At 71.1% G+C, this 11,766-nt stretch carries 12 protein-coding genes; 5 read left to right on the top strand and 7 right to left on the bottom strand.

Going from position 1 to position 11,766, the window contains the following annotated elements; translation table 11 throughout:
* The 5 genes from QMG39_RS09995 to QMG39_RS09975 all read right to left on the bottom strand — a co-directional run bounded on the left by QMG39_RS09995 (position 1) and on the right by QMG39_RS09975 (position 4,841).
* Entirely contained in the window at positions 1 to 828 is an 828-nt protein-coding gene (locus tag QMG39_RS09995; RefSeq protein WP_281884555.1) for a carbohydrate ABC transporter permease, read from the bottom strand.
* The gene (locus QMG39_RS09990; protein WP_281884553.1) at positions 828 to 1,781 is read right to left on the bottom strand and encodes a carbohydrate ABC transporter permease; all 954 of its coding nucleotides are present in this window, start codon (positions 1,779 to 1,781) and stop codon (positions 828 to 830) included. Before QMG39_RS09990 ends, QMG39_RS09995 begins: the two co-directional genes overlap by 1 nt.
* 2 nt (positions 1,782 to 1,783) lie before the next feature.
* Positions 1,784 to 3,043, bottom strand: coding sequence for an ABC transporter substrate-binding protein (locus QMG39_RS09985; RefSeq protein ID WP_281884551.1), 1,260 nt, complete (start codon positions 3,041 to 3,043; stop codon positions 1,784 to 1,786).
* Positions 3,044 to 3,234: 191 nt separating this feature from the next.
* The gene (locus QMG39_RS09980) at positions 3,235 to 3,993 is read right to left on the bottom strand and encodes an SDR family NAD(P)-dependent oxidoreductase (RefSeq protein WP_281884549.1); all 759 of its coding nucleotides are present in this window, start codon (positions 3,991 to 3,993) and stop codon (positions 3,235 to 3,237) included.
* The gene (locus tag QMG39_RS09975; protein ID WP_281887239.1) at positions 3,990 to 4,841 is read right to left on the bottom strand and encodes a fumarylacetoacetate hydrolase family protein; all 852 of its coding nucleotides are present in this window, start codon (positions 4,839 to 4,841) and stop codon (positions 3,990 to 3,992) included. The genes QMG39_RS09980 and QMG39_RS09975 overlap by 4 nt, the downstream gene beginning before the upstream one ends.
* A 47-nt stretch (positions 4,842 to 4,888) precedes the next feature.
* On the opposite strand from QMG39_RS09975, the gene QMG39_RS09970 reads away from it, so the two are divergent.
* Entirely contained in the window at positions 4,889 to 5,665 is a 777-nt protein-coding gene (locus QMG39_RS09970; RefSeq protein ID WP_281884547.1) for a FadR/GntR family transcriptional regulator, read from the top strand.
* Positions 5,666 to 5,678: 13 nt separating this feature from the next.
* Here QMG39_RS09970 and QMG39_RS09965 read toward each other — a convergent pair whose 3' ends face one another.
* Positions 5,679 to 6,989: an L-fuconate dehydratase gene (locus tag QMG39_RS09965; RefSeq protein WP_281884545.1), complete on the bottom strand. Its 1,311-nt coding sequence runs from the start codon at positions 6,987 to 6,989 to the stop codon at positions 5,679 to 5,681.
* Entirely contained in the window at positions 6,986 to 8,020 is a 1,035-nt protein-coding gene (locus QMG39_RS09960) for an aldo/keto reductase (protein ID WP_281884543.1), read from the bottom strand. The genes QMG39_RS09965 and QMG39_RS09960 overlap by 4 nt, the downstream gene beginning before the upstream one ends.
* Positions 8,021 to 8,202: 182 nt before the next feature.
* Here QMG39_RS09960 and QMG39_RS09955 point away from each other — a divergent pair, with 182 nt between their 5' ends.
* The 4 genes from QMG39_RS09955 to QMG39_RS09940 are packed head-to-tail and all read left to right on the top strand — an operon-like array spanning position 8,203 to position 11,661.
* Complete coding sequence (locus tag QMG39_RS09955; RefSeq protein ID WP_281884541.1) at positions 8,203 to 9,267, top strand: zinc-dependent alcohol dehydrogenase; 1,065 nt, start codon at positions 8,203 to 8,205, stop codon at positions 9,265 to 9,267.
* A complete protein-coding gene (locus QMG39_RS09950) occupies positions 9,264 to 10,019 on the top strand; it encodes an SDR family oxidoreductase (protein WP_281884539.1) in 756 nt (251 codons plus the stop codon). Before QMG39_RS09955 ends, QMG39_RS09950 begins: the two co-directional genes overlap by 4 nt.
* On the top strand, positions 10,016 to 10,636 hold the full coding sequence (locus tag QMG39_RS09945; RefSeq protein WP_309298778.1) for a bifunctional 4-hydroxy-2-oxoglutarate aldolase/2-dehydro-3-deoxy-phosphogluconate aldolase: 621 nt from the start codon (positions 10,016 to 10,018) through the stop codon (positions 10,634 to 10,636). Before QMG39_RS09950 ends, QMG39_RS09945 begins: the two co-directional genes overlap by 4 nt.
* A complete protein-coding gene (locus QMG39_RS09940; RefSeq protein ID WP_281884538.1) occupies positions 10,636 to 11,661 on the top strand; it encodes a sugar kinase in 1,026 nt (341 codons plus the stop codon). The genes QMG39_RS09945 and QMG39_RS09940 overlap by 1 nt, the downstream gene beginning before the upstream one ends.
* Positions 11,662 to 11,766: the final 105 nt, after the last annotated feature.

Genomic DNA, 11,766 nt, shown 5'->3' with positions numbered 1-11,766 from the left:
CTAGCCCTTCGTCGCACCCGCGGTGACACCCGCCGTGATCTGCCGCTGGAAGATCAGGTAGACCACCACGAGCGGGAGCACCACGAGCAGCACGCCGGCGAGGTAGGTCGGCACGTTGTCGGGGTACTGCCCGCGCAGCGCGCTCACCCCCACCATCACCGTACGCTGGTCGGGCGACTGCATCACGAGCAGCGCGATGAGAATGTCGTTCCAGCAGAACAGCGCGTTCAGGATGCCCATCGACAGCAGCGCGGGCTTGCCGAGCGGCAGCATGATGCGGCCCCAGACGCCCCACAGGTTGTTGCCGTCGACGCGCGCGGCCTCGGTGATCTCCTTGGGGATGCCCGAGTAGAACGAGGCCATGAAGAACACCGTGAACGGCAGGAATTGCGAGACGTAGGCGATGATCAACCCCTGGTAGGTGTTGATCGTGCCGAGGTCCGCCATCAGCTTGATGAACGGCACCATGATCACCTGGAACGGGATCATCATCGTGCCGAGGATGATGAGGAACATCACCCGGCTGCCGCGGAAGGTCAGGTGGCTGATCGCGTACCCGGCCATCGACGCCAGGATCAGGATGATCGCGACCGAGATCACGGTGACGATGATCGAGTTCAGGTAGTAGCGCCCCATGTTCGCCTGGTTCCAGGCGTCGACGAAGTTCTGGATGTTGAACGTCGTCGTCACGCCCAGGCGGTCGAGCACGTACTCGCGCCGGTCCTTCAGGGCGATGTTGACGGCGTACACCATCGGGTAGATGGTCGCGATGGCCAGTAGCGCCATCGGGATCGCGATGAGCCATCGCGAGATGCGTTCGGCGCGCATCACGACTCCTTCGTGGCGCGGCGGAGCACGCGGATCTGGATGAGCCCGATCACGAGCACGATCAGCAGCAGGAACACGGATGCCGCGGAGGCCAGCGCCGGTCGCGCCTCGCCGTTGAGCTTCCAGATGAGGAACTCGGGCAGGTACGACGCCGCGCCGGGGCCGCCGGCCGTCATCGTGTACAGCAGGCCGAAGAGGCCGGTGAGCATGCCGATGGTGGTCGTGACGAACACGAACTGGATGGTCTGGCTGAGCCCCGGGATGATGACGTGCCAGATGGTCTGCGGGAAGTTCGCCCCGTCGATCTTCGCCGCGTCGAGCAGCTGCTGGTCGAGGGTCGAGAAGCCCGCCAGGAAGATGACGAGCGCCATGCCGAAGGTCGCCCAGATGTGGACCGTGAGCACGCTCGGCAGCGCGGTCATGGTCTGGCCGAGGTAGTCGACCGTGGGCAGCCCCACGCTGTCGGCCATGGCGTTCAGCGGCCCGTTCGCGCCGAGCACGATGTTGAAGATCGCGCCGATGATGATCGGCGAGAGCACGACGGGCAGGAAGTAGACGCTGCGGTAGAACCGGTGCCCCGGCACCTTGATGAAGATGAACGTCGCAAGCAGCCCGGCCACGAGGACCTCGATCGGCACGAACAGCATGACCACGAGCACGTTGCGGGCCGAGGCCTGGAAGCGCTCGTCCTGCAGGAGGAACAGGTAGTTGTCGAAGCCGACGAAGACGCCGTTCAGCTCCTGGTCGCCGGTGAAGGAGAAGTTGATGCCGAGCAGCAGCGGGTAGATCCGGAACACCAGCAGGATCAGCAGGACGGGCAGCACCAGGAGGTACGGCGTGACCGTCTCCGAGGTGATCTTGCGCTTGCGCCGCGGCACCTTGGGGGTGCGCCGCGGCCAGCCCGGGCTGGGGTCCGAGAGGACCACAGCCCGGGTGGACGTGGGGGCGGTCATGATCAGCCTTCCGAAGCCGCCAGCTGGCTCGCAGCGTCGTCGACGGTCACCTCGCCGACCAGCAGCTGCTGGCCGAGGCGGTGGAGCAGGTCGAGCGTGTCGCCGCCGAGCGCGGTGTGCAAGAGCGGCTTGCTGCCGGGCAGCTCGGCCACGATGTCCTGCGCCGACTGGATGTCGGTCTCCAGCTCGATGGTGGTGTCGGAGACGATCTGGCCGCCGGCGATGGAGTAGTCGGCCAGCGCGTCGCGGTCGACGGTCGCCTTGATCCAGTCGACGCCGAGCTCGACCTTGTCCTGGTTCAGCACGCCGTAGCCGATGCCGCCCTCGATGGGCAGTGCGAGCGTCGTGCCGTCGTTGACCGTGACCGGCATCATGAAGCCGAGGTCCTCGCCGAGGAAGTCGTCGAACTGCTTCCAGTGGGCGATGCCCGACGAGAGGCCGATGACCATCGCCGCGCTGCCGCCCGAGAACAGGTCGAACGAGTCGTTGAACATCGCGGTCGAGTTCGCGCCGTCGTTGTACCAGCCGTCGGCCGACGTGTCGGCCCAGAGCTGCAGCACCTGCTTGGCGTGCTCCGACTCCCAGTCGCGCTCGCCGTCGATCCACGCGTCGTACTCCTCGGGCGTGAAGATGCCCGAGCCGAAGCCCGACATGAAGAACTCGATGCCGAGGCCCTCCTTGTTGCCCAGCGCGAAGCAGGAGACGTCGGTCTCGCTCGCGATGGTGTCGCAGGCGTCGGACAGCTCGTCCCACGTGGTCGGCGGGTTCTCGGGGTCGAGGCCGGCCTCGGCGAAGATCGCCTTGTTGTAGTAGACCGGGAAGCCCTGCAGGAACATGGGCGCCGAGTAGGTCTCGCCGCCGTCCTCGAAGGCGGGCCAGCCGGCGAGCTGGTCCTTGATGTCGGCGAGCTCGTCGGTCACCGGGACGATCTGGTCGGCGCGCGACTTGAGCTGCGTGCCGCCGTTGAACAGCGCGAGGTCGGGGCCGGTGCCGGCCTCGATGGCCGAGCCGAGCAGCGTGTAGTACTGGTCGAACGGCTGCGAGACGATCTCGACCTCGACGTCGGGGTGCTTCTCGTTGAACGCCGCCAGGACCGCGTCCTGGTAGGCCGCTGCCGCGTCGTCCGACGAGCCCCAGTTCCAGACGACGAGCTTGCCGTCGTCCGCGGAGTCTCCGGTGGTGGTGGTTGCTGCGCCGCCACATGCGGAAAGGGCGAGGACCGCCCCCATCCCGATGGCGAACGGTGCTACGAACCGCTTCATTGCGATGCCTCTCATCTCTGGGAATGCGTGCCGGCACCGCAGGTCGACGGTGACAGGCAGCAGGATTCTCTGCTGGCAGCAAACGTACTACGTATCATCACTCTCGTCAAACACTCATCCGATGATCCGCCGCGGACACGACGAAAGGGCCGGGGAATCTCCCCCGGCCCTACGTCGATTGTCTCCCGCGATCAGCCCTTCGGACGAACCCGCAGGTGCGTGACGCCCGCGTCGACGTCCAGCGCCATGCCCGCGAGCGAGACGGAGCGCGGGTTCGCGAGGTACAGCACGGCCGCCGCGACCTCGTCGGGCGTGACCATGCGACCGGTCGCCTGGCGGGCGTCGAGCGCGGCGCGCTCGGCGATGGGGTCGTCGAAGCCCTGCAGCATCCGCTCGACGAACGGGGTGTGCACGGTCGCGGGGCTCACGCAGTTCACGCGGATGCCCTCGGCGATGTGGTCGGTCGCCATGGCGTAGGTCAGCGCGAGCACGGCGCCCTTCGACGCGCCGTACACCGCGCGCTGCGGCAGGCCGTTCAGCGCCGCGATCGAGCACATGTTGATGATCGCCGCATGCTCCGACTCCCGCAGCCAGGGCAGCGCGGCGGCGCTCACCCGGGCCATGCCCACGACGTTCACGTCGAGCACCCGGGCCCACTCGTCGTCGGATGCCTCCTCGACGGTCCCCACCGCGCTCACGCCGGTGTTGTTCACCACGACGTCGATGCCGCCGTGGTCGGCCGCGACCTGCGCGATCGCCGCCTCGACCGACGCGCGGTCGGTCACGTCGGCCGTGTAGCCGGAGATCCCGTCGGGCAGGTCGCCCGCGTTGAGGTCGAGGACCGCCACCGTCGCGCCCTCGCCGGCGAGCGCAGTGGCGGTCGCGAGCCCGATGCCGGATGCCCCGCCGGTGACGACCGCGACGAGGCCGGTGAAGTCGCCGGCGCTCATGCCTGCACCATCTTCTGCTCCTGGCGGCCGAGCCCGTCGATCTCGAGGGACACGACGTCGCCCTCGCGCAGGTAGGGGTTGCCCTCGATGCCGAGCGCGACGCCCGCCGGGGTGCCCGTGTTCAGCACGTCGCCCGGGTGCAGCACCATGAACTGGCTGAGGTACCAGATGACGTGCGCGACGTCGAAGATCATGGTCGCGGTCGTGCCGTCCTGGTGCGTGGTGCCGTTGACCGAGAGGCGCAGCCCGAGCGCCTGGGGGTCGGGCACCTCGGATGCAGGCACCAGCGCCGGCCCGAAGGGGTTGAACGTCTCGCAGCTCTTGCCCTTGTCCCACTGGCCGCCGCGCTCGAGCTGGAACTCGCGCTCGGAGACGTCGTGCGAGGTCGCGTACCCGGCGACGTGCGCGAGCGCGTCGGCCGGCGACTCCAGGTAGCGGGCGGTGGTGCCGATCACGACGCCGAGCTCGACCTCCCAGTCGGTCTTGGTCGAGTTCCGGGGGATGAGCACGTCGTCGTAGGGGCCGACCATGGTCGACGGGTCCTTCATGAAGACGACGGGCTCGGCCGGCACCGCCAGGCCCGACTCCTCCGCGTGGTCGCGGTAGTTGAGGCCGATGCAGACGATCTTGCCGGGGCGGGCGATCGGGGCGCCGACGCGGAGGTCGCCGGCGCCGGCGAGCACGGGGAGCTCGCCGGCGTCGAGGGCGGCCCCGGCACGGGCGATGCCGCCTCCGGCGAGGAAGGCGCCGTCGATGTCGGCGGTCAGCCCACGCAGGTCGTAGCTGACGCCGTCGTGCTGGAGGACGGGGATCTCCTCGCCGGGGTTTCCGAGTCGGGCGATGTTCACGGTGTTCCTTTCGGTCATGCAGTGGGTCGTGGTGCAAGAATGGTCAGATGACTGAGACGTCGACGGTGGACGAGCAGCCCGGGATTCCGGCCAGGTCGCAGACCGACGTGGTGATCGCCGGAATCAAAGGGATGATCACCGACGGGCGGCTGGGCCCCGGCTCCCGCCTGCCGATCGAGCGCGACCTCGCCGCCGAGCTCAGCGTCTCGCGCGGGTCGCTGCGCGAGGGTGTGCGCGCGCTCGCCATCCTCGGCGTGCTCGAGACCCGGCAGGGCGACGGCACGTACGTCACGTCGCTCGACCCGGCGCAGCTGCTCAGCCCGCTCGGCATCCTCGCGGAGCTGCACACCCCGGCGCACGCCGGGCACCTGCTCGCGGTGCGACGCGTGCTCGAGGCGGAGAGCGCCGCCCTCGCGGCATCCGGCATCACCGACGACGACCTGGGGGTGCTCGACGGCATCCTCGACGAGGTCGACGAGATCCTCACCAGCGATCCCGACATGGACCTCGAGCGGTTCATCGACACCGACACCGCGTTCCACCGGCGCATCGCGCAGGCGAGCGGCAACCCGGCGCTCGCCGGCATGGTCGACAGCCTGGTCGGCCGCACCCACCGGGCCAGGCTCTGGCGCGCCATCACCGAGCGCGGCACGGTGCGCGAGACGCAGGCCGAGCACCGGGCGATCCTCGCCGAGCTGCGTGCGCACGACCCCGAGCGGGCGCGCATCCGCATGGCGGTGCACATCCTGGGCGTCGAGGAGTTCGCCACCGCGCACGCCGACGAGACGCAGGTGCCCGGCGAGGGCGACCTCGCCCCCGCCTGACGGCACAGCGCGCTCAGGCAACGGCCCGCGCACCCCTCCAGTAGTCGCCGTCGGGGTAGGAGTACTCGGCGACCGACGACGCGAGCATCTCGGCGCTGTACCCGGGCTGCGCCGGCAGCACGTAGTTGCCGTGCTCGACGACGCACGGGTCGACGAAGTGCTCGTGCAGGTGGTCGACGAACTCGGTGACGCGGTCCTCGAGTGATCCGGAGACCGCGACGAAGTCGAAGATCGAGAGGTGCTGCACGAGCTCGCAGAGCCCGACGCCGCCGGCGTGCGGGCAGACCGGCACGCCGAACTTCTTCGCCATGAGGTAGACCGCGAGGATCTCGTTGATGCTCGCGAGCCGCGCCGAGTCGAGCTGGCAGTAGTCGATCGCGCCGGCCTGGAACAGCTGCTTGAAGAGCACGCGGTTCATGCCGTGCTCCCCGGTCGCGACGCCGATCGGCGAGACGGCCTCGCGCACCGCGGCGTGGCCGAGCACGTCGTCGGGGCTCGTCGGCTCCTCGATCCAGTGCGGCTTGAACTCGGCGAGGCGGCCGACCCACTCGATGGCCTCCGGCACGTCCCACACCTGGTTCGCGTCGATCATGAGCTTGGCGTCCCAGCCGATCACCTCGCGCGCGATGCGGAGGCGGCGGATGTCGTCGTCGACGTTCGCGCCGACCTTGAGCTTGACGTGCCCGTAGCCCTCGTCGACGGCTTCCTGCAGCAGGCGGCGGAGCTTCTCGTCGCTGTAGCCGAGCCAGCCGGCGCTGGTCGTGTAGCAGGGGTAGCCTCCGCGCGCCTCGAGTTCGGCGATGCGGTCGGCGCGGGTCGGGGCCATCTCCTCGAGCAGGGCGATCGCCTCGTCGCGCGTGAGCGCGTCGGAGAGGTAGCGCAGGTCGGCGACGTCGACGAGCTGCTCCGGGGTCATCTCGGCGAGCAGGCGCCAGAGCGGCACGCCCGCGCGGCGCGCGGCCATGTCCCAGAGGGCGTTCATCACCGCGGCCATGCCGAGGTGCACGACGCCCTTCTCGGGCCCGAGCCAGCGCAGCTGCGAGTCGGAGGCGAGCTCGCGGTAGACGCCGCCGAGATCGTCGAGCAGCGCGTCGGCGTCGCGGCCCACGAGGGGGGCGGCGTACTGGCGCGCGGCCTCGGCGCAGAGGTCGTTGCCGCGGCCGATAGTGAACGTGAAACCGTAGCCGGCGAGCTCGCCGTCGGTCTCGAGCACGACGTAGGCGGCCGAGTAGTCGCCGTCCTTGTTCATGGCGTCCGAGCCGTCCATGCTGAGCGAGGTCGGGAAGCGCACGTCGTGCACGGAGACACCGGTGATCGTGGTCATGCGGAACGCACCTCCTTCGCGCCGGCGGCGGTTGCCGCGGGGGCATCCGCTCCCCGGATCGGGGCGTCGGCGCGCAGCAGGCCGCGTTCGACGAGCGCGCGCCAGAGGCCGTCGGGGAGCCGGGCGCCGAAGCGCTCGAGCGTGCTCGCCACGTGGGCGTCGGTGCGCGTGCCGACCACGACCGAGACGACGGCCGGGTGCTGCAGCGGGAAGCCGATGGCGGCCTCGGGCAGGGTCACGCCGAACTCCTCGCAGGTCGCGGCGATCGCGCGCGCCCGCTCGATCACGTGCGCGGGGGCGGGGCCGTAGTCGTAGTAGGCGTCGTCGGGCACCGTCGGCGCGCTCATCAGTCCGGAGTTGTAGATCGCGGCCGCGACGATGCCGACGCCGCGCTCGAGCGCGAGCGGCAGCAGGTCGTCGAGCGAGTCCTGCTCGAAGAGCGTGTAGCGGCCGGCCAGCATCACGACGTCGAGGTCGCTCTCGCGCACGAACCGGGCGGGCATCGCCGACTGGTTCATGCCGGTGCCGACGGCGCCGATCACGCCCTGGTCGCGCAGCTCGATGAGCGCCGGGAACGCGCCGTCGAGCGCCTCGTCGCCGTGGTCGTCGGGGTCGTGCACGTAGACGATGTCGATGCGGTCCGCGCCGAGCCGCTCGAGGCTCTGCTCGATGGAGCGCAGCACGCCGTCGCGCGAGAAGTCCCAGACGCGCTTCACGTCCGCCGGCACCATGAACCCGTCGTCCATGCGGTCGGCGGTCTCGGGGCTCGGCACGAGCAGCCGTCCGACCTTGGTCGAGAGCACGTACTCGTCGCGCGGGCGATCGGCCAGCGCCCGGCCGAGGCGGTGCTCGGAGAGCCCGAGCCCGTAGTGCGGCGCGGTGTCGAAGTACCGGATCCCGGCGTCCCACGCCGCATCGACCGCGGCGACGGATGCCTCGTCCGTCGTCTCGCGGTTCAGGTTGCCGAACTGGGCGACGCCCATGCCGATCTCGGTCAGCTGCAGGCCCGTTCGGAGCGCACGGCTCTCCATCGAGGTGCTCCTTCGTCGTCTTCCTGCGCCGCACGTGGATCCTGCACGGCGCACGCCCATCGGGCGCGACTAAAGATTAGATCAATTTTGGATGGCGCGCATCCGCTATCGTGATATTTGCGGGTGCAGCCCAAAGATCATACAATTCTGACGCCCATTCATCGGACATTCTGGAGTACCTGATGCGCACAGTCGCGTACGTCGGCCAACACACCCTCGAGACCCCGGAAGCGGAGCCGACTCCCCCCGGTGCGGGCCAGGTCCGCATCCGCGTGGCGTACGTGGGGCTCTGCGGCACCGACCTGCACATCGTGCACGGCAACATGGACGCGCGCGTCGACCTGCCGCTGGTGTTCGGCCACGAGATGAGCGGCACCATCGAGTCGGTCGGCGAAGGCGTCGACGGCTGGGCCGTGGGCGACCTCGTCACGGTCATGCCGCTCGACTGGGACGGCACCTGCCCGGCCTGCCTCGCCGGCAACACCCACATCTGCCAGAATCTCGACTTCATCGGCATCGACTCTCCCGGCGCGCTGCAGGAGCTGTGGAACGTGCCCGCGCACACCCTCGTGCGCATGCCCGAGGGCATCGCGCTCGACGCCGCCGCGCTCGTCGAGCCCGTCGCCGTCGCCGTGCACGACGTGCGACGCTCGGAGCTCGCACCCGGCGACCGCGCGGTCGTCATCGGCGGCGGCCCGATCGGCGTGCTCATCGCCACCGTCGCACGCCACTTCGGCGCGGAGGTCGCGGTGATCGAGCTCGACCCCGCGCGCCGCGCCCAGATCGAGGACCTCGGCTTCGCCACGATCGACCCCCGCGAGACCGACCAGGTCGCCTGGGTCGAGGAGTGGACGGGCGGCGCGGGGGCCGACGTCGTCTTCGAGGTCTCGGGCGCCGCCGCGGCCGTGCTCGGCGCGACCTCGCTCGCCAAGGTGCGCGGCACCCTCGTCGTGGTCGCCATCCACCCCACCCCGCGCGAGATCGACCTGCAGCGCGTGTTCTGGCGCGAGCTGCGCATCCTCGGCGCGCGCGTCTACCAGCGCCCCGACTTCGAGACCGCGGTCGAGCTCATCGCCGACGGCGTGATCCCGACCGACCTCATGATCACGCGGGTCGTCCCCATGGAGGAGACGCAGGCGGCGTTCGCCGACCTCGAGGCCGGCCGGGCCATGAAGATCCTCGTCGGCGTCGAGGGCTCCTCCGCCACCGAAGCCGCCGGCGCCGAGCGATCGGAGGTGCCGGCATGAGCGCGTTCGACCTCACCGGGAAGCTCGCCGTCGTCACCGGCGCGAAGCGCGGCATCGGCTACGGCATGGCCGTGGCCCTCGCCGAGGCGGGCGCCGACATCATCGGCGTGAGCGCCAGCATCGAGGCATCCGGCAGCGCCATCGGCGACGCCGTCACGGGCCTCGGCCGCAGCTTCGAGGCGCGCGCAGTCGACTTCGCCGACCGCGGCGCGGTGCTCGCGTTCGGCGACGAGATGGCCGAGCGTGCACCCGACATCCTCGTGAACAACGCCGGCACCATCGAGCGCGCGCCCGCGGCGGAGCATCCGCTCGAGCTCTGGGACCGCGTGATCGAGGTCGACCTGTCGAGCCAGTTCGCGCTCACCCAGAAGGTCGCCGCGCCGATGCTCGCGCGCGGGTCGGGCAAGGTGATCTTCACCGCGAGCCTGCTGAGCTTCCAGGGCGGCATCAACGTGCCCGGCTACACCTCGGCGAAGTCCGGCATCGCGGGGCTCACCAAGGCCCTCGCCAACGAGTGGGCCTCGAAGGGCGTCAACGTCAACGCGATCGCGCCGGGCTACATCGCGACCGACAACACCCAGGCGCTGCAGGACGACCCCGACCGGTCGCGCTCGATCCTCGAGCGCATCCCCGCCGGGCGCTGGGGCAGCGCCTCCGACCTCGGCGGCGCGACCGTGTTCCTCGCCTCGCCGGCGTCGGACTACGTCTCGGGTATCGTGCTGCCCGTGGACGGCGGATGGCTCGGCCGATGATGCTCGTCGGGCGCGGCATCGTGCCGGTCGTCGTGATCGACGACGCCGCACAGGCGCCGGGGCTCGTGGCCGCGCTGGCCGCCGGGGGCATCCGCTGCGCCGAGATCACGATGCGCACGGATGCGGGCATCGACGCGATCCGCGCCGCCACCGACTCGCTCGGCGACGCCGACTTCGTAGTGGGTGCGGGCACCGTGCTCACGGGCGCCGACGTCGACCGCGCCGTCGACGCGGGGGCGCGGTTCATCGTGTCGCCCGGGCTCGACGACGAGGTGCTCGCGCGCAGCGCGTCGCACGACGTGCCGATCGTGCCGGGCGTCGCGACCGCGACCGAGGTGCAGCGGGCGCTCCGCGCGGGCCTGGACCACCTGAAGCTCTTCCCCGCCGGCGTGCTCGGCGGGCTGCCCATGATCTCGGCGCTCGCGGGGCCGTTCCCGCAGGTGCGATTCCTCCCGAGCGGCGGCGTGAGCCCCGCCAACGCGGCCGAATACGCGGCGTCACCGCACGTCTTCGCCGTGAGCGGCAGCTGGATGGCCCCGCGCGACCTGATCGCCGCGGGCGACTGGGCGGAGATCACGGCCCGGTCGCGTGCGGCCATGGACCTGGTGGGGGCGTGATGGCCGCCGAGGGTCTCGCAGGCGCGGGGCGAACGGATGCCGCTGAGCCGGCGACTCCCGCGAGCCCCGGCCGCGTCCTGACCATCGGCGAGGGCCTCGCCGTGCTGCGGGCGCGCGACATCGGGTCGCTCGCGACCGTCGGCGAGCTCGTCGTCGGCACCGGCGGCGCCGAGGGCAACGTCGCGATCGGGCTCGCCCGGCTCGGCACGCCCGTGACCTGGCTCGGCCGGGTCGGCGCCGACGACCTGGGCCGCCGCGTCGTGCGCGAGCTGCGCGCCGAGGGCGTCGACGTGGTCGCACCGGTCGACGCCGGTGCGCCGACAGGACTGCTGGTCAAGTCGACGCCCGCCGCCGGGCGCACCGATGTCGCGTACTACCGCGCGGGCAGTGCGGGCAGCCGCCTCGAGGCATCCGACCTCGACGCCGTCGACGTCTCGGAGTACGCGCTGGTGCACGTCACGGGCATCACGCCCGCGCTCTCCGCGAGCGCGTCTGACGCCGTGGACGCGCTGGTCGCCCGGGCCGTCGCCGCGGGCGTGCCGGTCTCGTTCGACGTGAACCACCGGTCGAGCCTGTGGACCGACGCGGATGCCGCCGCCGAGCGGTACCGCGCACTCGCCGCGCAGGCCTCCGTGGTGTTCGCGGGCGACGACGAGGCGGCACTGCTGGTCGGGCCGGGCTCGCCCGAGGAGCTCGCCGAGCGGGTATCGGCGCTCGGCCCTGCCGAGGTCGTGATCAAGCTCGGTGCCGAGGGGGCACTCGCGCGCGCCACCGCGCCGGAGCGCGCTCCCGAAGTGGTGCAGCGCGCGGCGGTGCAGGTCGAGGTGGTCGACACCGTGGGCGCCGGGGACGCGTTCGTCGCCGGGTACCTGGCCGAGCGGGTCGCGGGACTTCCCCTCGCGCGGCGGCTCCAGACCGCGGTGCGCACGGGTGCCGCGGCGTGCACGCACCCGGGCGACTGGGAGGGCGCGGCGACGCGGGCCGACCTGGTCCGCGACGCGGGTGCGGACCCCGTTCGCCGCTGACCCGCTGCATCCGCTCCTGCCGACACCACCTCGGAGCGCACCGGCACGTGCCGACCACACCGGCACGTCGAAATCCCGCCGGCACGCCGTAGACGACGTGCCGAT

This window comes from Agromyces rhizosphaerae, from assembly GCF_027925245.1.
Taxonomy (GTDB): domain Bacteria; phylum Actinomycetota; class Actinomycetes; order Actinomycetales; family Microbacteriaceae; genus Agromyces; species Agromyces rhizosphaerae.
Note: the sequence above shows the minus strand (reverse complement) of the source record. Positions and strands in the feature narration are given on the sequence as shown.

Excerpts from the sequence above, each read along its gene's own strand:
- QMG39_RS09995 (WP_281884555.1), bottom strand. The coding sequence starts at position 828 with ATGCGCGCCGAACGCATCTCGCGATGGCTCATCGCGATCCCGATGGCG.
- QMG39_RS09990 (WP_281884553.1), bottom strand. The coding sequence starts at position 1,781 with ATGACCGCCCCCACGTCCACCCGGGCTGTGGTCCTCTCGGACCCCAGC.
- QMG39_RS09985 (WP_281884551.1), bottom strand. The coding sequence starts at position 3,043 with ATGAAGCGGTTCGTAGCACCGTTCGCCATCGGGATGGGGGCGGTCCTC.
- QMG39_RS09980 (WP_281884549.1), bottom strand. The coding sequence starts at position 3,993 with ATGAGCGCCGGCGACTTCACCGGCCTCGTCGCGGTCGTCACCGGCGGG.
- QMG39_RS09970 (WP_281884547.1), top strand. The coding sequence starts at position 4,889 with ATGACTGAGACGTCGACGGTGGACGAGCAGCCCGGGATTCCGGCCAGG.
- QMG39_RS09965 (WP_281884545.1), bottom strand. The coding sequence starts at position 6,989 with ATGACCACGATCACCGGTGTCTCCGTGCACGACGTGCGCTTCCCGACC.
- QMG39_RS09960 (WP_281884543.1), bottom strand. The coding sequence starts at position 8,020 with ATGGAGAGCCGTGCGCTCCGAACGGGCCTGCAGCTGACCGAGATCGGC.
- QMG39_RS09955 (WP_281884541.1), top strand. The coding sequence starts at position 8,203 with ATGCGCACAGTCGCGTACGTCGGCCAACACACCCTCGAGACCCCGGAA.
- QMG39_RS09950 (WP_281884539.1), top strand. The coding sequence starts at position 9,264 with ATGAGCGCGTTCGACCTCACCGGGAAGCTCGCCGTCGTCACCGGCGCG.
- QMG39_RS09945 (WP_309298778.1), top strand. The coding sequence starts at position 10,016 with ATGATGCTCGTCGGGCGCGGCATCGTGCCGGTCGTCGTGATCGACGAC.
- QMG39_RS09940 (WP_281884538.1), top strand. The coding sequence starts at position 10,636 with ATGGCCGCCGAGGGTCTCGCAGGCGCGGGGCGAACGGATGCCGCTGAG.